At 66.6% G+C, this 25,774-nt stretch carries 26 protein-coding genes and 2 pseudogenes; 5 read left to right on the top strand and 23 right to left on the bottom strand.

What is annotated here, in order from left to right; all coding sequences use genetic code 11:
• Positions 1-15: 15 nt before the first annotated feature.
• Positions 16-171: a DUF6744 family protein gene (locus HNR40_RS36545; RefSeq protein ID WP_184969677.1), complete on the bottom strand. Its 156-nt coding sequence runs from the start codon at positions 169-171 to the stop codon at positions 16-18.
• 176 nt (positions 172-347) lie between these two features.
• Between HNR40_RS36545 and HNR40_RS36540 the strand changes: the two genes are divergently transcribed.
• On the top strand, positions 348-938 hold the full coding sequence (locus tag HNR40_RS36540) for a hypothetical protein (protein WP_184969675.1): 591 nt from the start codon (positions 348-350) through the stop codon (positions 936-938).
• 433 nt (positions 939-1,371) lie between these two features.
• Here the strand turns inward: HNR40_RS36540 and HNR40_RS53860 are convergent, their stop codons facing one another.
• From HNR40_RS53860 to HNR40_RS36525, 3 genes are read right to left on the bottom strand one after another with little or no spacing between them, the layout of a single operon-like run.
• On the bottom strand, positions 1,372-1,707 hold the full coding sequence (locus tag HNR40_RS53860; RefSeq protein ID WP_221341295.1) for an SDR family NAD(P)-dependent oxidoreductase: 336 nt from the start codon (positions 1,705-1,707) through the stop codon (positions 1,372-1,374).
• Positions 1,665-2,291 carry an RICIN domain-containing protein gene (locus HNR40_RS36530; RefSeq protein ID WP_184969672.1) on the bottom strand — a complete coding sequence of 209 codons (627 nt, stop codon included), beginning with the start codon at positions 2,289-2,291 and terminating at the stop codon, positions 1,665-1,667. Before HNR40_RS36530 ends, HNR40_RS53860 begins: the two co-directional genes overlap by 43 nt.
• 35 nt (positions 2,292-2,326) lie before the next feature.
• A complete protein-coding gene (locus HNR40_RS36525) occupies positions 2,327-2,611 on the bottom strand; it encodes a hypothetical protein (protein WP_184969670.1) in 285 nt (94 codons plus the stop codon).
• A 311-nt stretch (positions 2,612-2,922) separates the two neighbouring features.
• Here HNR40_RS36525 and HNR40_RS36520 point away from each other — a divergent pair, with 311 nt between their 5' ends.
• The gene (locus HNR40_RS36520; RefSeq protein WP_184969668.1) at positions 2,923-3,255 is read left to right on the top strand and encodes a hypothetical protein; all 333 of its coding nucleotides are present in this window, start codon (positions 2,923-2,925) and stop codon (positions 3,253-3,255) included.
• Positions 3,256-3,315: 60 nt separating this feature from the next.
• On the opposite strand, the gene HNR40_RS36515 is transcribed toward HNR40_RS36520, so the two are convergent.
• From HNR40_RS36515 to HNR40_RS36500, 4 genes are all read right to left on the bottom strand, one after another.
• The gene (locus HNR40_RS36515) at positions 3,316-3,483 is read right to left on the bottom strand and encodes a hypothetical protein (protein WP_184969666.1); all 168 of its coding nucleotides are present in this window, start codon (positions 3,481-3,483) and stop codon (positions 3,316-3,318) included.
• Between the two features lie 299 nt (positions 3,484-3,782).
• Complete coding sequence (locus HNR40_RS36510; protein WP_184969664.1) at positions 3,783-4,490, bottom strand: SDR family NAD(P)-dependent oxidoreductase; 708 nt, start codon at positions 4,488-4,490, stop codon at positions 3,783-3,785.
• A 254-nt stretch (positions 4,491-4,744) separates the two neighbouring features.
• Entirely contained in the window at positions 4,745-5,323 is a 579-nt protein-coding gene (locus HNR40_RS36505; protein ID WP_221341294.1) for a transposase, read from the bottom strand.
• 32 nt (positions 5,324-5,355) lie between these two features.
• Positions 5,356-5,958, bottom strand: a complete 603-nt coding sequence (locus HNR40_RS36500) for an IS110 family transposase (RefSeq protein ID WP_221341293.1) — start codon at positions 5,956-5,958, stop codon at positions 5,356-5,358.
• A 363-nt stretch (positions 5,959-6,321) separates the two neighbouring features.
• Here HNR40_RS36500 and HNR40_RS36495 point away from each other — a divergent pair, with 363 nt between their 5' ends.
• Positions 6,322-6,720, top strand: a complete 399-nt coding sequence (locus HNR40_RS36495; protein ID WP_184969662.1) for an MmcQ/YjbR family DNA-binding protein — start codon at positions 6,322-6,324, stop codon at positions 6,718-6,720.
• A gap of 222 nt (positions 6,721-6,942) precedes the next feature.
• Here the strand turns inward: HNR40_RS36495 and HNR40_RS36490 are convergent, their stop codons facing one another.
• The 6 genes and pseudogenes from HNR40_RS36490 to HNR40_RS36470 form a co-directional block, all read right to left on the bottom strand.
• On the bottom strand, positions 6,943-7,707 hold the full coding sequence (locus HNR40_RS36490; RefSeq protein ID WP_184969661.1) for a DinB family protein: 765 nt from the start codon (positions 7,705-7,707) through the stop codon (positions 6,943-6,945).
• 551 nt (positions 7,708-8,258) lie between these two features.
• On the bottom strand, positions 8,259-8,705 hold the full coding sequence (locus tag HNR40_RS36485) for a hypothetical protein (RefSeq protein ID WP_221341292.1): 447 nt from the start codon (positions 8,703-8,705) through the stop codon (positions 8,259-8,261).
• A 71-nt stretch (positions 8,706-8,776) separates the two neighbouring features.
• Complete coding sequence (locus tag HNR40_RS36480) at positions 8,777-13,342, bottom strand: RHS repeat domain-containing protein (protein ID WP_184969658.1); 4,566 nt, start codon at positions 13,340-13,342, stop codon at positions 8,777-8,779.
• The gene (locus HNR40_RS36475; protein WP_312896667.1) at positions 13,269-15,074 is read right to left on the bottom strand and encodes a LamG domain-containing protein; all 1,806 of its coding nucleotides are present in this window, start codon (positions 15,072-15,074) and stop codon (positions 13,269-13,271) included. The genes HNR40_RS36480 and HNR40_RS36475 overlap by 74 nt, the downstream gene beginning before the upstream one ends.
• Before the next feature lie 147 nt (positions 15,075-15,221).
• A pseudogene (locus tag HNR40_RS57505) lies at positions 15,222-15,344 on the bottom strand (DUF6531 domain-containing protein); the annotation flags it as partial.
• Between the two features lie 12 nt (positions 15,345-15,356).
• The gene (locus tag HNR40_RS36470) at positions 15,357-15,602 is read right to left on the bottom strand and encodes a hypothetical protein (RefSeq protein WP_184969655.1); all 246 of its coding nucleotides are present in this window, start codon (positions 15,600-15,602) and stop codon (positions 15,357-15,359) included.
• A 919-nt stretch (positions 15,603-16,521) separates the two neighbouring features.
• On the opposite strand from HNR40_RS36470, the gene HNR40_RS57960 reads away from it, so the two are divergent.
• A complete protein-coding gene (locus tag HNR40_RS57960) occupies positions 16,522-16,821 on the top strand; it encodes a tyrosine-type recombinase/integrase (RefSeq protein WP_221341291.1) in 300 nt (99 codons plus the stop codon).
• A gap of 343 nt (positions 16,822-17,164) precedes the next feature.
• Here the strand turns inward: HNR40_RS57960 and HNR40_RS36460 are convergent, their stop codons facing one another.
• The 9 genes and pseudogenes from HNR40_RS36460 to HNR40_RS36415 all read right to left on the bottom strand — a co-directional run bounded on the left by HNR40_RS36460 (position 17,165) and on the right by HNR40_RS36415 (position 23,936).
• Positions 17,165-17,677 (bottom strand): Pycsar system effector family protein, encoded by a 513-nt coding sequence (locus HNR40_RS36460; protein ID WP_184969653.1) that lies wholly within the window; start codon positions 17,675-17,677, stop codon positions 17,165-17,167.
• Positions 17,674-18,243: a hypothetical protein gene (locus HNR40_RS36455; protein WP_221341290.1), complete on the bottom strand. Its 570-nt coding sequence runs from the start codon at positions 18,241-18,243 to the stop codon at positions 17,674-17,676. The genes HNR40_RS36460 and HNR40_RS36455 overlap by 4 nt, the downstream gene beginning before the upstream one ends.
• Positions 18,244-18,433: 190 nt before the next feature.
• Positions 18,434-20,368, bottom strand: a complete 1,935-nt coding sequence (locus HNR40_RS36450) for a hypothetical protein (protein WP_184969649.1) — start codon at positions 20,366-20,368, stop codon at positions 18,434-18,436.
• Positions 20,361-21,173 (bottom strand): hypothetical protein, encoded by an 813-nt coding sequence (locus HNR40_RS36445; RefSeq protein ID WP_184969647.1) that lies wholly within the window; start codon positions 21,171-21,173, stop codon positions 20,361-20,363. Before HNR40_RS36445 ends, HNR40_RS36450 begins: the two co-directional genes overlap by 8 nt.
• A 91-nt stretch (positions 21,174-21,264) precedes the next feature.
• The gene (locus HNR40_RS36440; RefSeq protein WP_281395671.1) at positions 21,265-21,867 is read right to left on the bottom strand and encodes a Crp/Fnr family transcriptional regulator; all 603 of its coding nucleotides are present in this window, start codon (positions 21,865-21,867) and stop codon (positions 21,265-21,267) included.
• 538 nt (positions 21,868-22,405) lie between these two features.
• A pseudogene (locus HNR40_RS36430) lies at positions 22,406-22,570 on the bottom strand (class I tRNA ligase family protein); the annotation flags it as partial.
• Positions 22,571-22,698: 128 nt separating this feature from the next.
• The gene (locus HNR40_RS36425) at positions 22,699-22,851 is read right to left on the bottom strand and encodes a hypothetical protein (RefSeq protein ID WP_184969643.1); all 153 of its coding nucleotides are present in this window, start codon (positions 22,849-22,851) and stop codon (positions 22,699-22,701) included.
• 123 nt (positions 22,852-22,974) lie between these two features.
• Positions 22,975-23,454, bottom strand: a complete 480-nt coding sequence (locus HNR40_RS36420) for an ATP-binding protein (RefSeq protein ID WP_184969641.1) — start codon at positions 23,452-23,454, stop codon at positions 22,975-22,977.
• Positions 23,455-23,603: 149 nt separating this feature from the next.
• Complete coding sequence (locus HNR40_RS36415) at positions 23,604-23,936, bottom strand: hypothetical protein (protein ID WP_184969640.1); 333 nt, start codon at positions 23,934-23,936, stop codon at positions 23,604-23,606.
• A gap of 561 nt (positions 23,937-24,497) precedes the next feature.
• On the opposite strand from HNR40_RS36415, the gene HNR40_RS36410 reads away from it, so the two are divergent.
• Positions 24,498-25,109, top strand: a complete 612-nt coding sequence (locus HNR40_RS36410) for a hypothetical protein (protein WP_246509865.1) — start codon at positions 24,498-24,500, stop codon at positions 25,107-25,109.
• Positions 25,110-25,774: the final 665 nt, after the last annotated feature.

Below are 25,774 nucleotides of genomic sequence, written 5' to 3'. Positions count from 1 at the left end.
CTCTGGGCCTCCTGGCTACTCGGCTTGGGCCAGCAGGGTGACGAGTTGGGCCTGGACGAGTTTCATGGCGTTGGTGGTGTCGTCAAGGCTGGCCGACAGCAGTTCGGAGTGGGCGGCGGCGGAGGCCTGCAGGCCCTGGAAGCGCTCGTGGGGGTGACAGAAGTACGCCACACGGCCCAAACGGCAGCATCACGGCTGGTGGCCAGGACACCTGCCGCATACCGCGTAAGGATGTACCGCGAAAGGGTGACGACGAGGCCGGAAATCAACCGCGCGGCAGACGACACGCTGCCCGCCGATTCATAGGCTCACAATGTTGATCAAGGTGATCAACGGAGGGAGCTCACATGGATCACCTCGCCCGCCGGCGACGCTTAGCCGCCTCCGGCCTCGCCCTCGTGCTGACCTTCACGCTCGCCCCCGCGTTCACCGCCCCGGCACAGGCCGCCCCCGCGCGCGTCGTCCCCGCGCAAGCCCTGGACAGGGAGTCCCCGCCGCCGGGCGATCCCGGCCCCGAGGGTGAACCCTGGTCCAGCGGGGAAACCGAATACCTCACCGGCGTCAGGCACCCCACCGGACCCGACTTCGCCAGCGCCGACTTCGAGTGCCACGCGGGCAACGGCGCACTCGCCTGCTGGGAGAAGGTGGGCGACGGCCTCTACATCACCAAGACGGACAGCCAGAGCTGGGCGGCGGCCAGAGCCTGGGTCTACGCCTGGGACCGCACCAAATGGCGCTACATCAAGCTGATGGAGTGCGGGATCGGCAGCGCATGGCTCGTCGGCCAATGGCGCAAATGCGACACCGACATCTGGGAGGACAACAGCCTCAACACCTGGGGCGGGCGCGGCAGCGGCCTGCGGCTGAGGGCCGTCGGCGCCTGGGGCCAAGGCGGAAACTACGCGTGGGTCCGCAACGACGACAACATCCCCGGCTAGAAGAGGGGAATCGGGGGAGCTGGGAGTGAAGGGGATGGCCGCTCGGGTGCGGCCGTGTGCTGAGGGGCCCCTTCTGCCCGGCTCCCACGTTGGTCAGCCGAGGGCGTCCAACGGTGATGTTGCCCGTTTGGGGCGTATAACGCACTTCTTACCGTCACCTCAAGTAGTCGTCCGGTTCGCATGCCTCGAACGACAGGATCCGCTCCAGCCTCTCGGGCATCGGGCGAACCTTGGCGAGTTCGACGGCTGACACTCGAGCGAGCTGTTGCGTGACGGCCATGACTGGAGTCTGCCGATCCGATCTCTGAACCCCCAAGCCGTCATGTCGGGGAGGCCAAGAATCTTCCCTGATCAAAGGCACCAAGATCGCCAAGTGGGGCCGCAATTCGCCGACGGGGCGCGCGTCTTCTGGGGGCACTTCTCGTCATTCGAATCACCCGGGGGCGACGGCGTTGACGAGGATGTGCTCCTTACGAAGTTCGTTGGCGCATTGGACGGTCAGCGCGCTCAGCGCGGCCTTCGACGGCGTGTACGCGGCCGACGGCAGCAGCGCGGCGAAGGGCCTGTCCGGGTCGCCGGTGAGGGTCGGCGACCCGGCGTGGCTGCTGACGTTGACGAGGCGGCATACCAGGGCGACCACTCCGGGTTCGGCGGCATCGACCTGGCCGTGCTCACCTTCGCGACGGCGGTGGCGCGCGGGCTGCCGGTGGACGACGCGGTGCCGGGTCAGTACCAGCGCTGGTAGTCGTTGGGGTTGTTCGGGTCGCATCGCCACAATCCGACCGGGCTGCCGCTGCCTGTCCAGCGCGAGGAGTACCCGTCCAGGCAGGCGTACCACTGGCTCACCGGAGAGGTCACGACGAAACTGGAGCCGTTGTTGTAGCGCCTGAGGGTCTGGCCGGCCGCGTCGCCGTCCTTGCAGTCGTAGACGTTGAACTGCCAGCCCAGGTTGCTCTTGGCGGATTCGGGGTAGTCGAGGCAGCGTCCGGAGGCGACGTTGACGAGCTCCCACGGGTAGGAGGCGCTGGAGCTGTAGTACCGCCACCGCCACTGCTGGGTGATGCCGTCGTTGCAGATCCAGATGCCGACCGGTGAGTTGTTCGCCCCGCCGCCGTTGGCGAAGTTGTCCAGGCAGTACGAGTCGGCGTACGCGCGTACGTGGAAGAAGAACGGATCGGATTCGTAGACCGTGACCCCGCCGGCCAGTTGCCGCCCGCCGACTCCGTCCGCGACGTTCTTCTCGATCTGCTCGTACGCCTCCGCCGCCGAGACGGTGGGGGGCTCGGCGGCCGAGGCGGGCGCCGAGCCGAAAGAGACGAGGACTACCGCGATGGCGATGGATAAGAGCCTCATGCCACACCCTTCTCCGAAACGTTCAAAAACCATGATCAGCGGGTCACGTAGACGCGGGCGTGGGTCCAGGTCGGCCAGACGTGGTCGAAGTTGGTCGTGCCGGCGTTGTACGCCTGGTAGCGGTAGCCCGGCTCGTAGGGCACGTACAGCTTGTCGGTCTGGCAGTAGGTCGGTCCCCGACCGGCCTTGGCGCAGCCCTCGACCTTGTAGGACGCCTTGTTGCGGTACCAGACGACGATCTCCGGCCGCATGATCGCCTGCGGCTTGCTGCAGCTCATCATGCCGATCCCGAACATGCGCCCGCCCTCGCGGTCGAACACGACGTAGTTGCTGCAGTTCTTGTACTCCCGTCCCCACGCCGAATCGGCATTAGCGGAGCGACGGAGATGGCCACCATGACCACCGAGGCGGCGCCGGCACCGGCTGCCTTGATCGCATTCCTCATGGACAACGCCTTCCTCGAAGAGTTCGAGTTTCTGCGCGTGTGTCAAGAATGCGACGTGATCGCGGTCAGAGCTTGTACGAACGTGCCGTATCCCGGCGGGCGCAATAGAGATCATGAAGACGCCCAAGGTTCGCATGCGACGCCGAAGGCCGCCAGATCGAAGGCGACCTGCCCGGCGGGCTGCACGTGCGGTCCGCCTACGACGAGCGCGGGCAGAACTTCGCCCCGGATCTACACCAAGGACGGTATGAACGGCAGCTCGGCTACGGGAGGGCCGGTCAGCTCTCCTCGGCGCCGGAGATGGCGTTCCCGCTGTGCACGCTGCGCCGTTACGGCTACGACGGCTCGAGCAATCGGGTACGGCTGGCCGTACAGGCGTCGGAGGAGAACTGCCCGGCGGCCGACGACTCGGCCGCCGAGATCACGACATATGCCTACACGGCCGACGGCAGGCTGAACGGTGACGGCTACGGCTACGACGCGGGGCTTGAGCAGCAACCCTGCCGCCAGTGGCGTTAGCGGGCTGTCGGGGTCCGCGTTACCGCCATTGGTCGTTAGGATGCGCGTGGTGGTCCGGGGTTACCGGTGGCATCGGCCTGGGTCGTGTTGGGCGAGGGCGGCGGCGACAACTTCGGGGCTGGGGTTGGTGTAGATGCCGAGGCTGCGCAGGTTGGTGTGGCCGGACAGTCCCATGAGCATGGCGGCGGACCAGCCGTCTTCGCCGAGGTGGGTGAGGCGGGAGTGCACCTAGCGGACGACGTGGCCTTTCGCGGTGATCCGGGCGCGTTCGTTGGCGTGGTCCAGGTCGGTGATGTCCAGGCCCGGGACGGAGTCTGCGGTCGTCTCGTGCGGGAGCCTCACAACCTCGGAGGAGATCCCCGGTGCAGGTCGCCGGAGGCCAGGGCGGTGAGCTCGGAGTGCGCAGCCTGGTTTCGGCGGCCATGAGCAAGATCACGTGGTGCGGTCAGTGCGGTGAGCAGATGACCGCCCACCAGAAGGCCTGCTGGGAGCTGTGGGCCGCGGCGTCGGAGGTGTGGGTCCGCGCCCTACCAGGGCACTGTCGTTCCTTCCCAGTTCACGAACGTTCCGGTGGGTCCGTCATCGGGCAGCAGCGCAAGGCGCACTGCGGCTACGGCCGCCTGATCGGGGGCGCCGCCGGCGGCCGAGGTTGCGGAGTTCAGGTCGGTGCGGGTAAATCCGGGAGCGAACGCGTTGACCTTGATTCCATCGTCGGCGAGGCTCTGGGCATAAAGCACGGTCAACGCGTTGAGCGCTGCCTTGGAGGAGCGATAGGAGGCCGAGACACCGTTGAACTTCGCCATCGGACCGGTCGCCCAGGTCAGCGACGCCGACCCGCTGGAGATGTTGACGATCCTCGGGTGCGCTGATCGACGTAGGGTCGGCACCAGCGCGTTGGTGACGGTGACCGGCCCGAATACGTTGGTCTCGTAGATTCGGCGAAACGTATCGAGGTCTTCGTCTTGTGCCGGCGTAGGGTCCCCTGCCACCCCGGCGTTGTTGACCAGGACGTCGAGCACCTCGACTTGGCTCGCAGCTGCGGCGACACTGTCGGGGTCGGTCACATCCAGGCGCAATGGCCGGGCGTCTCCGCCGATCTCGGCCGCGACCGCGGCAGCGCTCTCGGCGCTGCGTGCCGTGACATAGACCGTCAGGCCCTGCCGGGCGAGTTCCCGTGCGATCTCCTTGCCGATGCCCCGGCTGGCGCCGGTGACAAGCGCGGTGGCGATGTCCATGAATACAGCAGATCACATCGGATGGCCGCAGGCGTCGCTGGCCTCGGCTGGGCTGGGAGCGTCGGGCCGACCGCCGGTTTCTTGACCGCACACTCGCACCCGCGCCCCGGCCGGTACCGCCGACTCGCCGGGGCACATGTGCGGGAGCGAAGGGTGCGGCATCCGGCGAGGCCGGTGGGATGGCCATCCACCTGCCCACCAGCTGGGGAGCCGCAAGCAGCTAACCAAAAAGGGGGAGGTAGGCCAGCCGTGCGCTAACCTACCTCCCCCTTTCCCCTTCCCCATTCCCCCGCAGCGGGAAGGAGAGGGCTTCGGGAGGGGATGAGCCGCCCAACGAGGGTGGCGTGTGGGTGGTCCTTGCCGCGGGCGATTGCGTCGTCGCACAGCTTGGCGGCCCACGGGTTGGCGCGGCGGGAGTCGGCCGCGAAGTCGCAGACCGCGTCGCGCAGCTGTTTGTTGACTGCCCAGCGGAAGCTGACGGCCTTGTGCTTGCCGGACTGGCGGGTGGAGGGCGCCACGCCGGCGAGGCAGGCCAGCGAGGACGGGTCGGGGAAGCGGGCGCGGCAGTCGCCTATCTCGGCCAGCAGCCGGGCTGCCCGGATGGTGCCTGAGCGGGGCAGCGAGGTGAACACTTGGGCGTCGGTGTGCAGCGTGAGTTGTTCGCTGATCTGCGCGTCCAGGGCCTTGATCTGCTCGACCAGGCTGGTCAGGACGGCGAGCATGGCACGGGTGGCATGGGCGCGGGCTGCTCCGTCGTCACCTGTCGCGCCGCGGGGGGCGTTCTTGAGGTGGGCCAGGAGTACGGCATGGTCCTTGCGGCCGGTGTAGCCCACGCTCTTGAGCCAGGCGGTAAGACGGCGCTGCGTCAGCCGGTCGGTGCGGTCTTGGCAGTCGAAGCGGGCCAGGAAGGCCAGGCTGATCGGGCTGTCGAGATCGGCGAACAGGCCGAGGGCGCCGGGGAGGGCCGTGGCCAGGTGCGCGCGCAGTTGGTTGCACAGTGCGACGCGGTGGGTGACCAGGTCGCGTCAGGTACGGACGGTGGCCCGCAGGGTGGCTGTGGCCGGGCTGTCGGGCGCCAGGGGACGAAGCCGGGAACGATCGGTACGCAGGGTATCGGCCAGCACGTACGCGTCGAACCGGTCGTCTTTGTTGCCGACGGAGCCGTACCGGCTGCGCAGGTTCTTGACCTGGTTGGGCTGATCACCACGACGGTCAGTCCGGCGGCGAGCAGGGCCTCGACCACGGGGCCGTCGCCGCGTTCGATGGCGACCTCAGCCGCTCCGGCCTTGCTCAGGCGGTGGGTGAGGTCCTTCAACCCGGCATCGGTGTGGTTGAGGGTGAAGCGGGTGGTGACCGTTCCGGCCGTATCGACCACGCAGACGGCGTGATCGGCGCTGGCCCAGTCGAGTCCCGCGGTGACATCGTTCGGGGCGCACGCTGGCAGGGACGTGGTGGGGGCATACTGCATAACAGCCTCCTCGCTGCTAGCCCAGTGGGGAGGCACCCTCTTTCGGTACCGGGACGCGGCAGCCAGTCACCTCACTGTTCGGCGCTCAAGGGCGCTCAGCCCTGTCGGCGGTCAGCACGCCCCGGAGGACCGCCGGATCCCGCAGAACTCGTGCCGGACCTGCTGGTCGAGGGAGGTTGGCGGTAACCCGGCGGCACCTCGGGTGCATCAGCAGTCTCAACTACCGACACGACGATGGTGCACCAGTGAGGGAGGTAGCGCCTTCCCGATAGTCCTATGAACGTCGGCGCGGCCCCGCCAACCCCGGAGACTCTGATGTGCTGATGTCCTACCCGGCGGGCAGGATGGGCGCGGGAGGTACAGATGAGCGACATCGCGGACGTTCCACCCGCCGTTGTGGGCCGGCTCCGGGTGATCTGCAGGGAGCTGCCCGAAGCGTACGAGGAGCCGGCGTGGATCGGCTTGCGGTGGCGGATTCGCCGGGGGACGTTCCTGCACGTCTACACCACCGACGAGAGGGGGTCGGCGTACATCGATCTGGACGATCCGGCCATCCTGATGACCTTCCGGGCGCCGCCCGGGGAGTTGGCCGCGCTAACGCATGCCGGCCCTCCGTTCTTCAGGGCCGACTGGGGTGTGAATGTCGTGGGAATGGTGCTGGACGACGAGACGGACTGGGTCGAGGTTGCCGAGCTGGTGACGGACAGCTATCGCGTGCAGGCGCCCCGCCGCCTCGCGTTCCGGCTGAAGGCAGGTGGATGAACCGCCGGCTACCTCCCCACGTTGCCGCCTATCCAGGTAAGACCTCGCGTCGTTCGTTGGGGAAGCCCGCATTGCTGGTCTTTCCGTAACCGGTCGCGACTACCTCGCCGGTCGGCACCGCGCCCTGGCTGGGCAGCGCGGGTGCGATGAGGGGCTCCGACAGCAAGATGGGCTGGTCAAGCGCAGGATCGCGAGATCGCCGTCCATTGCCGGGACGCGCCTTCACTCGGTTCGGGCACCGGCCTCGAGCACGGTGAGGTCGCGGACCGCGTACCGGTGATGCTCGGCCTCTTCCTTGAGCACGACGCTGAGGCAGCGGCGTACGACGTAGTCCTTGTCCGGGTAGGGGTCGGCCGGCTTGCGACCACATACCCGGTCGAGCTCGGCCTCGGTGAGCTTGTCGACGGCTCGGCGCATCGTGGCCATGCGGGCTAGCCGCGGCGCGAGTACCTCGTCGAGCGTCGGGGTGGCATCGAGGGTGAACCCGAGCTTCGCCGATGCTTCGGCCGGCATCCCGCCGCCGGGAAGGCCCAACGGGTGGTACGGCGCGTCCTCCTCGAGCACCGCGTTGCCGATCCAGGCATCGCCGGCCATCAGCAGATGCCGCTGCGTCTCGACGAACGACCACTCGCCGTCGACCTGCTCGTGCAGCTTCGCCTCGGGTAGGTGCCTGGCGCGTTCGAGCGTCTCCTCCCATTGCTTCTCGATGGCATCCCAAGCGGCCCGGTAGTCGGCGGCGGACGTGGCCTCACGAGCCAGCACCCGGTTGGGATGCAGCCGGTCGAGCTCGGCCTCGACGTAGGCGGTCACGTCGACGTCGTTGACAACAACACGCTCGAAGCCGCCACCGAGGGAGACGTTGCCCCCATAGCAGTCCACGATCTTCAGGCCGGTGACGTCGCAATCGCGAATCTCGAGGCCGGAGAGGTCGCACTGGTGGATGCGGGCACCACGGAACTGGTCACTTTGGGTGTACTCAGCAGGCATTGGGACAGTTTCCCGTATCCGTCCTGCCCGTGCCAGTGAATGGCACAACGTGAGGGTTGCGTGTTGCGTCCGGGTGGGGAAGTACGGGATCGAGCATCTTGGCGAGCGCTCGACGATCGATCTTGCCCGCGCGGTTGAGAGGCATCTCGTCCAGCCAGACGTAGGCGCGTGGAATCATCGGCGCGGGTAGCCAACTAGCCTGCGATCGCCACGAACTGGACCATTGCCCCGCTTCGCCTCCATCAAGCAGCCTAGCCGACCCAAAGAAACACCAGCTCGACCATGTGTACGAGTTTTGAAGCGGTACAACCGCCGAGCTGCATAGACGACGCCAAGCCACAGGTCAGGCGCGTGATACCGGTTTTGGCACCGCACAGGCACAGAGACGACCGTGGAGGTGATGAGAGAGCCCTGGCCTGCCGTTTGTGACCGAGAACCCGGGCTCCTTTGACGTCCCGCCATGAGTTTCCCTGGGGATCCGCCATGAGTCGTCGGCTAACCTGCTTCTGGCAACGCCTGCCTCCGGCCCCAGATAGCTATGTAGTCGGCCGTTATGAGGGCGCTCGCGAGACCGTTACGACGACGTACTTACCCCGGTCAGGGGGAGTCAGCTTGAGCTGCTCTGCCGCACGGTTCTGCAGTTCGAGACCGGGCTTGTCCCCAGTTTCGAACGGGCGGACGGTCAAATACACGTCCTTCCAGCGGGTGGACGCCATGGTTGTCAACCAGTCACCCTCGGATTCCAGAGCCCAGCCCAGCCTTTTGAGCCGATCGCTTGCCAGGCCCATGCCTTCCTTGAAGGAGTCGGCACCGACGTCCATGACCAGGATGTCATCGATCTGAACGACGTTGCCGTAAATGGGATCCTCGAAGGTCTGCCCGACTGTACGGCCAATCTCGTATACCTCGCGGACGGCACCCGCGTCGGCTCTAATCGTTTGCTTGCCTAAGGCGCCGCAGCCCGCGGTTAGAACCGACACGCATAAGGCGATCGCCACGTTCTTGACGACAGCACCTACCGTCATGAGGTCGCTACCCCTTTCACCTAAGGCCGTGCATCAGGAGTCAATCAGTACCAGAGCTTCAGGGCCGCTGTCTCGGCCCAACCACCATGCATGGCCCGCCAGCGTGTGCGTGCCTCCTCGCCATCCGTCGTCCGCGGTCGATCAGCTCCGGAGCTGATCCAGTCCGTGAATTTCGTGTCCACGAACTTGCCGTTGCTCGCTTGGATGGTCACTCCCGAACAACCGCAGTAGGCTACTGCGGTTTCCGCCCATGTTATACCACGACTCGAGCCGTCCTTGAAGGTCACTTTAACCGTGTCCTTCAGATATTTCATGTACGCGGCAGCCGCACCGAAGGGATCTTTAATCACCCAGCGAATGGCCTCCTGTGTGCTGATTCCCTTCTTGAAGACATGCATATGAGCAAGTTTTAACTTGGATGGCTCAAGCTGCGCCAACCCGTACGAGCCGTTCTTGCCTTTCGTCGCGCTAGTGATCCCTGTCGCCACGTACGGCGAGATGGCGTACATCTTCGTCTCGAGGCGATTCAGCTCGTAGATGAGAACGGCAGTGAGGTAGATCTTGTCGACCTTGTAGAAGTTGGCGGCCCTTTCTATCTGCTTCTTGTGGTTCTGCAAGAATATGAAAGCGTCCCAGTAGGACGGGCGCTTTGCTGACTGGCCCGGGCGCGAGAGGGCTCCGGCTGCAGCCTGGGTAGTGGTGCCGAGCAGTTCTTCTTCTGTGATTGACGGATTGAGGAAGTTCACCCACGAAGCGAGGGCCGTGAACTCCGCACGCTCCTTCGCACTCTTGTCCCAGAAACCTGGGGGGGCCGGCATGCCGTTCGTCATCGCGCCGATGCGCCTAGCCTCCTCCTCGTCGAAGGAAGGGAGGGTGGGCTCGACGAAGTTCGCGTAGTACCACTCGGGGTCTATCTCCATGACGCTGCTGAAGTCAGCAGCGCCGCAGATGTCAAGAGCCGCGCCGCTGCAGGCCGTAGCCCCACCATCACTGCCGACGCTACCGCCGATGGGCATGATCTGGCCGTTCCCCGCGTGCCCGCCGCAGCGTTGAATGGGACTTGAGATGCCACAAGGGTTGCCAGAGTAGCCGTATTCGAGGCCGGTGGATTCGCTGGCGTGGCCGGTGGGGTCGATGCCGGTGAGCGGGGAGGCGTTGGCGTAGGTGTAGCGGTTGGCCTGGACGGAGGGGCTGGGATTGAGCGTGGCAGTGTCGCGGCTGGTGAAGGTGCCGGTTCCGGGCTGGTACCAGCGGGCGTGCATGTTGGTTTTGCCGGTGTCGGGGTCGGTGTATTCGCTCTGGTAGCCGAGGTTGGGCTTGGGGCCCGTTTGGGTGGTGACGGCGCCGAAGGGGTCGTAGGCGGTGCTGGTGGCCAGAGCGGTGGTGGTGAAGGTGGCGACCAGGTCGCGGTGCAGGTCGGTGAAGGCGCCTACGGCCGGGCTGGTGCCTTCTTGCAGGCCGAGCAGTTCACCGAAGGGGTCGCGGCCGTACTTGGCTTGGATACCGCCGCTGGTGTCGGCGATGGTGGCCAGGTCGTTGCCGAGGCCGGAGTAGGCGAAGGTCTGTTTGGCGGTGCCGCGGGTGCGGGAGGTGACGCGGTCGAGGGCGTCGTAGTTGTAGAGGCTGTCGCCGTCGGCGATGAGCCGGTCGAATGCGTCGAACGTCAGCTGGGTGGTGGCGCCTGCCTTTGTTTCGGTGGCCTGGGTGCCCCGCGGGGTGTAGGTGTAATCCACACCGTCACCGCTCATAAGGCGGTTGCGTTCGTCGTAGGTGAACGTCTTGGTGCCGGCTTTGGTGCGGTTGCCGGAGGCGTCCCATCCGTAGTCGGTCTTGGTGCCACCGGGGGCGGTCCAGGAGGTCAGGCGGCCTGCGTGGTCGTAGGTGTAGGTGTTGGTGCCTGCTCCGGCGGTGCCTGCGGTGGTCTTGGTGGTGAGGTTGTCGTCCTTGTCCCACCCATAGGTGATCTTCGCCAGCTGGGTGCCGGTGCCGTTCTTCAACGTCTGCGTTTCGAGCCGGTCGACGGCGTCGTAGGTGTGCGTCTGGCTGTCGCTGACCGCGCCGGTGCTGGTCTTGCCGGTCGTTGTTTTGAGTCGGCTGGACTTGTCGTAGCCATACGTGAGGGTGCGGCCGGTGACTGGATCCACGGCTGTGGCAAGTCTGCCGACGTTGTCCCAGGTGAAGGTCGCGGTGCCGGCTGCGTCGACGCGCTGGGCGGGGTTGCCGAGTTCGTCATAGACGTAGCTGGTCTGCTGGACGGTGTCCCTTTTGATGCCCAGGGGCAGGCCGCGGTCGTTGTAGTCCACGCTGAGGTTGCCCATGGCCGTGGCGCGGCCGGCCAGGTCGTAGCTGATGGTGCGCTCGGCGGTGGCTGCCCCTCCGCCTGTGCCCGTCTCTTTGGTCAGGCGGTTGAGGTGGTCGAAGGTGCGGTCGATGCGTACCCCGCCGGGCAACTGCGCGGCGATCGAGTTGCCGGCCTGGTCGTAGATGCTGATCCAGGTGCGGTCGGCCAGGTTCGGATGAGCTGCGGTGGACGGTTCGGTGACCGTCTCGGCCAGGCCGAGGCTGTTGTAGCTGGTCCAGGTGGCGTTGCCGCGGCCGTCGGTGAGCCGGGTGCGGGCGCCTGAGGCGTCGTAGCCGAAGGTGGTGGTGATCGACTCGCTGGCCGTGACCGGTTCGATAAGGGAGGTCACCCGGTTGAGGGCGTCGTAGGTCTGCTTGGCGACGCGCCCTTCGGGTGAGGTCGCGCTGATCGGGTTGTTCGCGCCGTCGTAGGTGGTGCTGGCGCTGCGCACCACAGCACCGCTCGCGTTCAGATCCTTGGCCGCGATCTGGCGGCCGGCCAGGTCGTACTCGGCGACTGCGGCATTGCCCTCGGGGTCAGTCGTCTTGATCAGACGGCCTGCCAAGTCGTAAGCCAGCACAGTCTTGTTCAATGCCGGGTCGGTCTGGCTGACGACCTCACCGGCCGCGTTCGGCACGAAGCCGGTGGTCCGGTTGCCGGGCGCGATCTGCTTGGTGAGCACTCCGGCGTCGTTGTACTCCAGGCGCGTCGTGTACGCGGCGGCGGTCGGCTTGCGCTCCACCTGGGTGGTGGTGATGGTCCGGCCCAGGTCGTCGTAGGTCGCCTCGGTCCGCGCCCCGGTCGGGTCGACCGTTGCCAGTTTCTCCCCGGCCAGGTCGTATTCGATGACGCTCTGCCCGGCTGGCTGACCGGCGGGTGCGGGGTCGGTGATGCGCACCTGGCGGCCGAGCTGGTCGTAGTCCACGGAGCGGACATTGCCGCGCGGATCGGTGGTCTTGATCAGTTGACCGGACGCGTCATACGTGTGGGAGGTGGCGGGCGTGACAGCGGTGCCGCCGGGCGGTGTGTAGGAAGGTGCGATCTGGCTGGTCAGACGGCCCGCCTTGTCGAAGACCGAGGTGACCGTGCGGCCCTCTGCATCGGTCTTGTGCGTCTCGGTGCCGAAGGTGTCGTAGCCGATCCTGGTGGTCGGCTTCGCAGACGTGCTGGTTCCGGCCTTCTCGACTGTCACCTGCGGTCCGGTGGCGTCAACGAGGCGCCCGAGTGCGTCGTAGCGCATGGTGGTGGTGAAGTCGGCCGCCGTCGCGCCGGAGACGTTGCCGCGCGGATCGGTGACAGCAGTGGTGAGGCCGCGGTCGTCGTAGGTGAGGGTGGAGACCAGGTCCTGGGCGCCGTTCTCGACGGTTTCCCGGGTCGGCTGGTTGAGCTTGTTGTAGGCGTATTCGGTGCTTTCGGTGCGAGCGGTTCCGGCACCAGCGCGGGTGGCCTTGAGGGTGTTGCCGTTGGCGTCGTAGGTGAAGGCCGTGACGCGCTCCAGCGCTGCCGGGTCGACGACCTGGGTGATCAGGCGGCTGGCAGCGTCGTAGTCGAAGACGGTGGTGGTGATGCCTCCGCCGGTGACCTGCTTGGTCAAGCTGCCGACCGGGTCGTACTCGCGGGCATCCAGTACGACGTCACGGGGGGTGGTCGAGCTGTTCAGTTTGGCGTCGTCGGCGATGGTCTGCGACGGCCGGTTGTCGTCCCAGTAGGTGTAGGTGGTCTTGCGGTTCATCGCATCCACCCGGGCGGCCAGCCGACCGCCCGGATCGTAGGACAGCGATTCCAGGACCACGTTCTGGGCCGGCTGCGGGTTGACCGGGCTGCCGGTCCAGCCCTGCACCGTCCGCGAGATCAGCTCGGCGCGCTTGCTGTAGCCGTTGACGCTCACGGTGCCGCGCGCGTCGGTGATCGTCGCCGGCTGGCCGTGCGCGTTCCAGGTCTGGCGGACGATGCCGCCCTCTGGCCCGGTGATGGTCTCGGTCTTGCCGTGGCCGTTGTAGGTGTAGATGGTTTCGCGGGTGGCGTCGCCGCCGGTCAGGTCGGCCACCTTCTCGCTGAGTTTGTTTCCGTCCGCGTCATAGGCCAAGGTGACGCGTTTGGTGTGGGTGACTCCGGTGACCTCGTTCTTGATCCCCGGCTCGGTCTGCGTCAGCGGTCGTCCGAGCTGGTCATAGGTGTACGTGGTCGTGACGCCATCAGGATGAGCCTGAGACACCTCGCCCTTGGAACTCAAGCGGCCGAGGGTGTCGTAGCCGAGCTTGGCGACCATGCCCAGAGGGCTGGTCTGCTCGGCCAGATCGCCGTCGTTGGTGTAGCGGTAAGTCCACGTGCTGTTCCGCGCGTCGGTTTGCGAGGCGATCAGACCGGGTGGGGTGGTGCCGCCGCCGATCGCCTGCTCGGTGCCGTCGGTGTAGGCGATCGTCGTCGAGCGTCCGTTCGGAAAGTCCGAAGTGGCGGGGGGTGGTCTGCTTGGTCTGCTCGCCGTAAGTGTTGTAGGTCCGCGTGGTGGCGAAGGTGTTGTCGGTCTCGCTGGCGGAGCGGCCGTCACGGTGGGCGAGCATGCGGTCGTTGCGCGGGTCGAACGGGTCGCTGGCGTTGAGGTAGTACGACCAGTGCTCGACCGCGCATTCAGTGCTGGTGCGGCAGTACCAGCGGGCAATTACGTTGCCGCGCGCGTCGTGGTAGCGGCGGGTGTCGATGTTGTTGCGGTCGGTGGTGGTTTGGAGGTATCCGGCCTGGTCGTAGTTGTACCAGGTAGTGTGCCCGAGCTGGTCGACCTCGCCGACCTCGCGGTAGCCGCGCCAGGCGTCGTAGTAGAACTTCAACGTCTCGGTGGCCGGGTCGGTGACCGTCACCGTGGACTCACCGGACTGCACCTCCACAGCCAGCGGGCCGACCTTCCAGGTGCCGCCGTTGCTGTCGGTGTGGGTGGCCAGCCGGTCGGTGACCGGATCGTAGGTGTTGGCCGCCCAGATGCGTCCGGACGGCAGCTTGACGCCGCTCAACTGGTGCGCGCCGCCCGCGCGGGCGGCGAAGTGGTCGGCGATCTCCCCCTCGGTCAACGGCTGACCGTACAGGGCGACCTCATCGATCGCCCCCTGCAGCGGGAACGCCTGCTTGGTAGCCGGGCCCGCCGGAGAGACGGCGGGATCGACCACGCCGTTGCCGATGCTGGCGAACTGCCGCCACACCGCCACCGTCCCGGTCGTGGTACCCACCCGCTGGCCGTCCAGATACAGGGCCTGATCAGCACCGGAAACGGTCAGGACCGCGTGATGCCAGGCATTGTCGTTGACCGGCGCGGCCGAGGTGATCGGGCTACTGACCGCGCCCAGCGCGCCGCGCAGTTTGCCGTCGGTGCCGACATACAGCATCGGCCCATGCGCCGCCCCGTTCGTCTCCTGCGTACCTGCCGCGGTCAGGACACCGGAACCGGCGGTCTTGAACCACAGCTCCACCGACACCCGGTCACCCAGGTGCGGCACAATGTTGCCCGGCAGCTTCACCACCGACCCGGTGGTGAACTTCGCCGCCGTGTCCGGCGTGGCCGCCAGCGCGCCCGGCTCGCCCAACGTCACCGACTGGTAGGTGGCCTCGCGCTCGGCATGCGTCTGATCCGCCGCAGCCGTCCCCGTGGCCTCGCCCAGCCGCCAGTAGGCGAACGGGTCGGCATCCAGCACCCGGCTGCGATACTGCGAGCCGCTCCCATAGCTGTAGTCCGCGCAGTTCGGCGCTGCGGCGGGTGTGCACACCCGCGTCAGCCGTCCGGCGTCGTAGGTGTAGGTCCACGTCAACGGCGCGCCATCAAGGGGATCGGTGGCCACCTCCGCCACCCGACCCCCGGACCAGGTGAAGGTCAGCGAACGGCCGCCGGTGGCGGTCACCTTGGCGAGCAGGCCGTCCGGACCGTAGGAGACGTCCTGCTGGCGGCCTCGGCTGTCGATCAGGCGGCGCAGGCGGCCCAGGTCATCGAAGATGTACTTGGTGGCCGTTTTGTCCATCAGATGCCACCACGTCGCCGCACCCCCGGCCGGGCACGACACGCCAGGGGGTGCGTAGCACAACGCCGGGACCCGCACCAGGCTGGCCTGCATCCCCGGCGGAGGCTGAAACGTCCCGGTGCCGCCGAAGTCAGCAAACCGCGCCTGACGCCCATCAGCCGCGGTGAACACCGCCGACGTCCGGCCGCCGCGCTCCTCAGCAAGGATCTTCATGTCCCAACTGGTCGACCAGCCAGCGCCGAACATGCCGCTGGTGCGCGGGTCCATGCTGTTGTAGGTGCGCTACACCTGAAGCGGCAGCCCGGCCGTGGGCACCGACACATCCGTCACCGTCGTGGTGTAGTTGCCGGTACGGGGATCGAACTCCCGCCCGCCCGGCCCCTGGGTAGCCAGCCCGGAGGTGACCGTCGGCTGCCGCACACCCGTGGTGAACGTCAACGTGGGCGAGGTGGCGGTCACCATCGCCGTGTCACGGACGGTGACCCGCCACCAGTACTGCTTGCCCCACACCAGCTTGCCCGCTGGCACGGTCCACGCGTTCTTGTTACCGGCCAAGTACCCCGAGTTCGTGCAGGTCGCGCCTGACATTGTTTCCACAGCGCATAGCTCGAACTGATACGACAACGCCGACGCCCCCTGCGCCCACGCCCGCAACACTGGCCGCAACGAGTCCACCAACATGCCTGACTGCGGATACACATCCACCAACGTCATCGACATGACGGCTGCCCGCGCGTCGGCCGCCTCCGCCCGCGCCACCCCCGGAAGCAACCCGTCGCCCGCCGAAGGCGGGGTGCTCAGTTGCGGGGGATCGGTGCGCTTCTCCAGCGGCACCGCGTCCTGGGGTACCTGCGGGTTCGACCGCCACCCCGCGCCAGGATCCCCCACCGCAGAAGTTGTGGTCGCCTCACGCGATGTCAACGGCGATAAGCCCGCTGCGCTACCGCGTAACTGGGCCGGAGTTTCACTTGTCCCAGCGTAGGAAACAGATTTCGCCGCCGTATTCGCAATGGCTTGCCTGGCTTCCATGCCTAACAAGCCCGGTAGAGCCATCACAGCCAGCCCGGCTACAGCCCAGCGGGATCGAATCCATGACGAATACCGGCGCATGCGTAGTCACACTCCGAACTCAACAATGAACGAGCGTCTTAAGTAGGAAGTAACGACACCCTGCCCCACCCAAAGCGACCGCACTCGTACACCCGATGGTTCAGAGTCATAACTAGGCAGGCGCAGCGTAACCCGCGGACGATCATCAGACAAGACCGGATCGCAGACGAGATGGACACGCAGCGTAACCTTCGCGAAGCCTCAGCAAGAGCTGCGGCACCAAGCCGTATACCTTTGCATTCATCCGGCAGCCACGCACAAACCAGGAACGCTTGAGTTGTTATGGCACAGCCAGCGCCATTCTTTCCTCGTCGCAATCACCAGACTCGTCAGCTCGGTGAGAATCGTCCACAGCCGGGCTCGCCCGGCCGACACGATCCGCCTCCTGCGCAGTCACCAGCGGAGCCAGCACCTGCATGGGCTCGACGCCGCCGGCTGGGTGTTCACTCGCAAGGATGGCCAGCCGATACGACCGGACTACTTGACCTACCGGTTCCGGCGCCTGGTGGCGGCCAGCGGGCTACCTCCAGTGCGGCCGCACGATCTGCGGCACAGCGCTGCCTCTACAGCGTTGGCCGCGCGCGCGTGGACCTACGTACGGTCCAGAGCCAGCTCGGGCACGCCAGCAACGTGTTGACCTCCGACACATACACCTCGGTGCTGACTGAACTTCATCACGCGGCGTCTGAGGCAACAGCACGCCTGGTCCTGACCACAGCGCGAAGAGCAGGTCACAGGCTCCAGAAGCGGACGATTCAGCTCCGGCATCGCCCCACGAACCGACCCCCACGCTGAGCACTTCACCGGAAAGGCCCCGTGGTGTCGGCGCGTCCCAGACATGACCCACCTCTTGATTCTTGGATCAAGAGGTGGGTGAATCTGCAGGTCAAAGGGCAGGGCGCCCGGGGCTCGAACCCGGAACCTACGGATTAAAGGCGGCATCCGGCGAGGCCAGTGGGCGGGTGATTTCACCTGCCCACCTAGTGTCGTGTCGCAAGGGTCACGAGCGTCACACCTACGAAAATAGCCCAGCCGGACGCCATTAACCACAGGCCCCTGTTGATGTGCTGATATTTGATCTGGCACAGGTGACTGACGTGCCAGATCTGGTCGGCGAGTGCGTCAAGCCAGTCGTTCTGGCCCCTACGCAACTTCTTGGCAAGGTCGTCCGGACCCGACAACTCTCGGACGTCGCCGAAATACGCGATGCGCCCGGCTCTTGATGCGTAGCCTCGGTCTACACGTGGCTTGATCGCCGCGATCAGGAAGCCTGAACTGACGATTACCGCCATGACCGCCACCCACCAGAAGACTGCGAGAAGGAAAGGGACATGGAACGGAAGAGCGCCGCTGGACGCGGCTCGGTTCAGTACGGCGCCGACGCCGATCCCGTTCACTGCCAGGAGGATTCCTGCCTTGGAGTCGGCACGTCCGAGTTCCTCTCTTGTGTGTTCGAGGACCGCGGCCGCCTGCGGGGGAATGGTGTTCGTCATGACGCCCCGTTAACGTGCATGGTGGCCAGCATTTGCTCGGCCAGGTCCGGGCGCTCGTAGTTGCCGAGGACCTGGGCGAGCTGGGAGACAAGGTACTTCTTCGCTTCCGCTGGGAGCTCCCGGACGAAAATCTCGAGAATGGCGGCGGTCTCGTTTCGCGCCGACGCCGACACCGCCTCCGGCGCGTCGCCGAGGAGCCTCACCACGGTTTCAAAGGGGTCCTGTTCGTTCTTGCCGCAGATCTTGGCGAGTTCAATCAGGCGGCCTGGGTCGTCGTTCAGCCACCAGAGCCGGGCCATCGACGGGCTCGCCAGGAAGTGTTCGCGTAAGAAGCTGAGACGCCGGGCCTTCTCCCGATTGCGCACCTCGGCAAGCACCGTCTCCTGGATGGCCTCCTCGTGCGATCGGGCCACCTCAACCGCTCCCGGGCCGGCCGATAGCCGTACCCGGACGCTGTCGAGTCGCACATGAAGGTCCGGCATGGACGTGATCGGCTCGCCGTTCAGTTCGATGGTGATGGCCGCGGCGGCTCTGTCCAGTTCGAGCACCGAGAACGCGAGGCTCATGGCGGACGCTCGCTCCTCCAGCCTTCTGTACACCTTTGCCTCTTGCGCGGGCCGTTCGCGATCGAACAGACCGTGGACTTCGATGGTCGCGTCGAAGTAGGCGCCCTGGAGTTCGCTGGGAAGACGGGTCCGATAGGAGTACTCATCCGCGTGACTGCCTCGCCATCGGAGACTCCGTCGCCAGAAGCCGCTAATCATCGGCACCGTTCTCCATCATGAGCGCGACGGACATGGACTCTCTGGTGGCAGATCCACTGCCTGCCACGATGCTGTCGATGACCTCCTTGAAGATCGTTTCCCGGGAGACCACTGCTTCCCCCGGCGTCTCACGAACCCAGGCGTATATGGCGCGGAAGAGCACGCTCTCGTCGATGGCGCTGCGAGGAACAGAACCCAGGACGGCGACCACCGTGGAGACAGGCGCATCCGCCTGAGCCGCCGTCTCCAGCCACTGCCCCACGCCCGTCACCACGTCCTTCTCCGACGCCGGGCTCTTCAGCAGTGCTCTCCACGCGGCGGAAAGCACCTGCCTCCATCCGGGATCGGAGTCCGCCACCATCAGGAGACGGCCATCGTCCGGCTCACAGAGCCGCAGGATGCTCAGCAGGGCCTCGGCGGCTACGGCGCGACGCTGTTCTGGTGCATCCGGATTCAGCCATTGGACGAGTTCGTCGAGGACATCGCGACGCAGCTGCGGCTTGCCGGCCAGGTCTGTCAGTGCATCCACCAGCTTCCTCTGGATGCCGGGGTCATTGGTGATGGCCACGTGCTTGAGCCTAGTGAGAGCCATGCGGGGAAACGCTTCGGCCAGCGGGCCCGAACAGGCGACCACTACGGCGGAATGCCGGGACGGAGTGTCGCGGGACCAGTCGTACAGCAGGCGACGAGCGGTTCGGCCGAGTTCGTCGCTCATGGCCACCCGGGTCACGAGCGCGACGCCGAGGTCAAACGTTCCCGAGTCGTCCAGGTAACCGGTCGCCAGTGAGTGCACCATCCCGAAATGGCGCTGCCGGATGGCGAGATCGGCCACCCGGTCCGCGATCAGTGATCCGTCGCCCGGGAGCTTCTGCGCGACTTGGCGGAACCACTGCCGGAGATCGTCGTGGAGTTGCGGCCAATGGGTCCAGACGAAGTCGAGCGTGGCGGACGCGAATGCGGTGCGTGAGAATACGACGGGGCCGTCGTCGCAGCGCGCGGAGATGTCCTCCAGGCGTTTTCTGGTGCTCGGGCCGACCAGGCCGTGTCCCGCTTCCGCGTCGAGGTCGAGGAGGCTAGAGAGTTCTCTGGCCGCCACGAACACCGACGCTGGGCTGCTCCCTTCCAGTATCGCCGCGGCAAGGCGCAGAGCTCGATTCCTGCCCTCCCGGTGCTCGTCGTCCGACTGGGCGGAGAATATGTGTTCCAGCTCCTCTTCCCAGTTCTTGTACGCCTGCAGCACCTCGTGCACCGGCAGCTCCTGGAGACCATGCGCCTTCGCCATGGCCTCCTCGGCCAGTCCGGCGAGCCGTACGGCGTCACGGGGACCGGCGGACCGCAGGCAGTCGACGATGCCCGGGCTGTCGCTCCAGTCGCGAGCCTTCGCGTCTCCGAACGTACAGGCCAGGTGCCGATCGAAGATGCGAAGGGCAGGCGCGGGAGTCACGGATATCTCCTGGACTCCGTCAACGGCGATACGACGCCAAACGTCCGGAGTGACGCGGATGAAAACCAGCAGACCGCGCTTACGCGCCGAACTAATACAGTCGCGCAAGGGCTTGGGCTTGTTCGCCAGATCGTCGGCGTAGACGATGTACCCCATGTCCGGCGGCCCGAGAAGTTCACCCGCGTCCTCCTCGTCGAGGGGGACTTCACGCGGCTTGAGTCCGATCTCGGCCAGCAGGTTGATGGCTGTGATCCGCCTGCCGCTGCCTTTCGGGCCCACCAAGGCGATTACGCCGTGCGCCTTGAGACGATCGGCCAGGCCGTCCATGACCGGCGTCCGCACGAACAGTTCTCGCTGCCGCGCGATCTCTTTCTCGTTGAGCGCGTGGGATTGAATCGCGGAGCTGTTCAGGTACATGCGGTCCGCGATGTTCGCCTGGGCTACGGGAGCATAAAACGCGGTACGCGCCGGGTTCTCAGTCATCGTGACCTCGCTTGGGCTCTTTGCCGAAGAAGTCAGGGGGCAGCGTTTGACTCACGTGCATTTCGTGAGCGCTATTGCTTTGACCGACCGGTCCGTGAAAGACCGCTAGCGGGCCGCTCTCCGCGCTCGGCCGGTCTGCCTTCTCCTCGCCGGAGGCCGCCGATGCGGCGGTGTCATCGTCGCGGCCCTCTCGCCGTGAGGGACGCGGGACATACAGCCACGCGGGCTCGGCGAAGTCCTTTCCGGGAACCTCGGCCGTCACCGGGGTGAACTCGCTGGGATGCAGCGTCGCGTAACCCGGCCGAATGACGTCGTCGAACACCCGCTGCGAAACGATGAGCGCGATCTGGGTCACCCCCGGATGGGAACGTGCCAGCGCGTCGCTGATCACGGTCGAACTGAGCAGGCGGAAGGTCGTGACCGTCGGCTCGCCGATACGGTCGCGCCATTCATCGCCGGAATCGTGGACGGGACCGACGTGGAGCGCGGCACGTAAACGCAACCGCAGGTCCCGATCGCGCGCGGCCAGTTCGTGATCCACCTCTTCGAGCACGGTCTGAAGGCTTCCCATCAGGGGAGAGATCAGGAGCGGCAACCACGTCGGGTCGGTGCCGAAGACGTAGTCGTCTCCCGCGCTGGCGGGGAATCGGCGTGAATCCCATGCCTCCTGGAGCCCGGACAGGCTCATGGCACGTTCCAGGACCCGGGGAACCTGCTCTCGCATATCTCCGAGGTAGATTCCCTTGGCGCGGCTGAACTTGACGATGTCCACGGCCAGAAGGGCCCTGTAGGGCGGCAGTTTCATGTGTCCCTCACTCTCGTTGTGTTCTCCTTCACGATTACGGAGATTGAGCGAGCGAACCATCCGGAATCAGACACAGGCCGGATGTTTCGCGTCAGCGTTCCACGAGGATTCGCCGGAGCGCGTTTGTGTCCAGAAGTTCCAGGCGACGGCGACCAGTGGCGACCAGCCCGGCCTGGCGCAGCTCTGACAGCTCAGCCGCCACTGCCGCGCGTGACAGGCCGACGGCGCCCGCCAGTTCGTCCTGGCTGATCTCCACCGCCTGCGTCGCTGACTCGTCGCAGGCGGCGAAGCGGAGGAGCACGGCTATCACCCGGCGCTTGGCGGAGAGCTGTGCCAGCTCGCTGCGAAGGTCTTCGCCTTCCCTGAGGCGGTCGAGGACGTGGCGGATGAGCCGATCGGTGAGGCGGCAGCTGTCCACGATCGCATGAAACCGCGTCGCGGGCAGCGCGTAGGCGACGCAGTACCGAAGGGCCGTCACTGTCGCCGATCGCGGGCCTCCGTCGATGACCGCGATCGCGCCCACTACCTCGCCCGGCCCGCGTATGGCGAGGAGCAGCTCCGCTCCGTCCGGTTCGCAGCGGGTCACCTTGACCCTGCCTGACGTGAGGCACAGGACGAACGCGCCCGCCTCGCCCTGCCGCATCAGCACCTCCCCGGCCGCGTAGGACCGAGCCGCACCAGCTCTGATTAGCATGTCCCATGCGTCCGCGGATAACGCGCCGCCAAGTCCCTGGAGTCGTCTGCCGACGTTGGCCACTCTCTCCCTTTACCCAAGTTTGTGAGCGTGATCAAGGGATCATCCGGATCGACGACCGGTAGGGAATACCCCACCGGGAGAGGCGAGTGCGCGTGACTGATCGTGGGCGATCTTCCCAGCAGATTGGGGACATGACGAAACTGCTTGCCGCCGCCAAAGCCGCGGAGTCCCGGCGGGGAGGCCGTCACTCTGCGTATCGGGGAGGCGATGGTCGGGGCTGAGGGGCGGTTCCGGGTCGCCAGCATGACCAAGCCGATCATGGCGGCAACCGTGCTGCGGCTGGTCGAGCGGAAGCGGATCGCTGGACGCTCCGGTGGAGCGCTATCTGCCGGGGGCGCTGCGAAGGCAGCGGGGATGGGGCCGGCATCGATGGGCGGAAGCTCACGGTGCGGACGCTGCTGCAGCAGACCAGCGGGCTGCCCGAGTACGGCAACGCGGTCGCGTGGCAGGAGCCGTTCCCGGACTTCCTGAAGGTGGCGTCCGGATTTTGCCACCACTGGCGCCACGCGTCGGGGTCGCCGCTGCGCCTGGCCCACTCGATGCTCGCGCTGAGGTAGCCGATGACCGCGTCGAACCAGACGTAGAGCCGCTTGTTGGCCTGCTCGCTCCAGCCGTCGAGCGGGATCGGCACGCCCCAGTCCCGCCCAAGGCCATCGCCGCCGTGCTGGAGGTGCACCGCGCCGAGCTCGCCCGCCTGGCCGCGCTGCAGCGGGCGATCGAACACGTCGGCCGCGCCCTGCTGCCCTGACGCCCCAGCCTGGCCGGGGTTTACTCGAGGATGTTGTCGACCCAGCGCAGCAGGAACGAGACGCCATCCCACCCGGCGTAGACGCGCTGGCGTACCAGCCGTGCTCCGCGGCGGACGGTGATCTGGGCGGTGAAGTCGTCGTCGCCGACTTCGCCGGCGAACAGCACGCTCACCTGCTCGCCCGGCCGGACCGGCTCTTCTGGCCAGGCCAGTTGCGCGGCCTCGGCGCCCAGCCGCTCCAGCAGCGCCGCCTACAACGCTGGCTGTTCCATCGGTCCACTGTGGCAGCCGAGACGTCATGGACGGGAAGATCGTTCACGCGCGGAGGCGAACAGCACGGCCGCGTGTCCCTCCTGCGCCAGGACGGGCAGAGCGGCCAGTACCGCGGCGTGCTGGCGGGCGACGTCGGCCGCCGGGACGCGACGGCCACGCTGCCCTTGCCGCCGCAGACACACCTCCAAGGGAGGTGTGAGGGCGATGACGACGGTGGGCAGGTGGTGTGCGGCCGCGATGGCCCGGACGGTGACGCGCCGGCTTCGCTGGCAGTGGGTCCCGTCCACGATCACCACTCCCCCGCAGGCGCAGCAGGCGGCCAGCTCGCGCCAGGCCGAGGCGAGCGCCTGCGCGCTCACCGCCTGCACGCCGTCGTCTCCCGGCCTCGGGCGCTGGTGCTGGTCATAGGAGACGACCGGAGCGCCCGTCGCCGTGGCCAAGGCCTTCGCCAGCGTCGACTTCCCCGACCCGCTCGCGCCCATCAACACCAGCACCACGCCCATGCCGTACAGGCCAGCACATCCACGTCGCGCCTACGTCGCAGGCGCTCGCGACCGAGCGCCCCTGCGCAGCGCCTGCCCGGGTTGGCCGACTTCCGCTGACCTGGCTTGGGCACACAGGCCCAAGTCGGGTCGTCCAGGCTTGGTATTCGTCAGGCCGAATGCCAAGCGGTACAGCTCGTGGGACCTGTCCAGGTTTGGCAGACCCGGATCTGCCGGACGTTGCGGGGCGTCTGTTTGGTCCCGCACGCGGGGCCGCTGACATCGACCACTTCCCCGCTGCCGGAGGTGCTCAGTCTGTACTGAGTGCTGATAACCCTGCCATCGCCCGGCGCCGTGTCGCACGCATAGACGGTCCGGTTGTAGTTGGACACCCCCCCGTACCCCAAACCCCCGAGTGTGACCTCGACGTTGTCGGCTGCAGCCGGCGACGCAGCGATGGGCAGGATGAGCGCCGCCGCCAGCGGCGCGATGAGGTAACGCATCGGTCTGTACACCGCTCCTCCTTCAGGCTGATCTCGAGCTTTAGTAAGCCCTGACCAATCTGCTGTGTCGACCCCTCTGCGGCTACGCACCAATAGCAGCAACAAAGGCAACATGCTCCCGGCCCTCCAGGAAGCCTTCGAAGCACACCTCCAGCAACCGGAGACCAACCGCAGGGCGACGCCTGAGTCAGCACGTGCCGCACGGGCCACGGAGGATCTGCTGTTTCGCTCCAGGTGATGGCGAGAACACGTCGGGCGCGCCCTGCTGCCCTGAACCGTCGGCGTAGTCCCTCTGCAGTGCACTGCTTCGGCGGGGGCTACGGGCGCCGCCGTGCTGGTGCCAGTACTACCACCAGGCCACCCGCAAAGGCCCCCCACCACCAGACCCGCTTCCAGCCTCCGCCCTGTCTGGCCGCTACCAGCCCAGCGCCAAGATCCTCGCGTTCCCCGACCGCCTGTAATCACGAAGGACCGGCTCCTCGCCAGGGGCATAGGCTGATCAGCGCGTCGTCAAGCGAGATGGATCGATGCGACTTGAGGAAGACTGCACAGGTGATCGTGATGCAGCCCGTCCTGGAGGTCTACGCTTTTGACGGCTTCTCACTCTGGCCGGTCGCCGAGGTCGAGTCATACGGCTACCTCCCGCTCAACGGTCAGCTCAGCCCAGCCGAAGTCGGCACCGCAGTGATGCGCATAGCCGACTGCAACAACGTCGACCCCACCGCCGACGAGCCACCCCGCCCCGCCGACCCACTCGAAGCCTCCCTGCACGGGCTGCTCACGATGGAGGACCTCTTCGCCTCCGGTGGCCTGCGCGTCACGGACACCAGCACCGGCGTCATCGTGCTACCCGGATGCTGCAGCGGTCTGGAGGAATGGCGCGACTGGTTCCTCGCCATCGACGGCGCAGTCGTCTCGTTCGGCCACGATCCGGCGCCAGGTGTTGAACGCATCGACGACACCGTCCGCTTGACCGTCGACACCGAGCAGAACAACAGCCCCTCGATCGAGATGAACGTGGCAGACCTACGTCAGCTCCTCGCCGGAGCAGAAAAAGACCTGACCGACTTCCTGGACCTGGCCTCCGACTGGGCCACATCGCATCTGCCCGACCACGCCGGCGCAGTCGCCACCGCCATCGCCCGCGCCTTGGACCTGCCGCCAAAGCCATAGCCGGCAACACAGGCCCGTCGACTATGCCGAGCAGAAGCGACCCTGCTGGCACCGCTCACAGCAGCACGCCGGGTGCGGCGGGCGGGCCGGGCAATCCACCGTGAGCAATCACGGCAGGGCGCCCCGGTCCGACCCAACCCGGCTCCCTTCTCGTGGGCCTTGGGCACGAGCGCGCTCAGCTGGTCCAGCAGGTTGGCCGGGTCGATTCTCATTACGGGGCCGCAGGCAAGCACATTCGTCCGCTTATGTCCGGGCGTCTGGGTCAGGCGGCGGTGTGGCGGAGCCTCAGGAGGAGGACGCCGGTCAGCCGCGCTTCTCCACCCACGAGTAGGTGACGTGACCGCTGGTGTAGGCGACGGACTGGCCGCCCACCGGCGCCCAGTTCCCTGTCGCCCGCTGCGGGTGGCCACCGGAGTTGGTGTAGAGGGCTCGCCGCTCGGGTCGGCGAGGTACGCCCCAAAGTAACGGAGAGTAATCGAAGGCTCCCGGCGAGGTAGACATAAGAGCACTTACGGGGCAACCCCGATTCTTAATGGGTTGCTGCCTGTGGACGATCTCGTTATTGGGCTCTGGCGCGATCAATGGGGAGCTGTTACTGAACGTGACGACCGGGTCGGGTGTATTGGCGCGGGTCGCGATCTTGTAACACAGTGCTCATGGCTACG

This window comes from Nonomuraea endophytica (genome assembly GCF_014203235.1).
Classification (GTDB): domain Bacteria; phylum Actinomycetota; class Actinomycetes; order Streptosporangiales; family Streptosporangiaceae; genus Nonomuraea; species Nonomuraea endophytica.
This window is presented reverse-complemented; position numbering and strand designations above follow the sequence as displayed.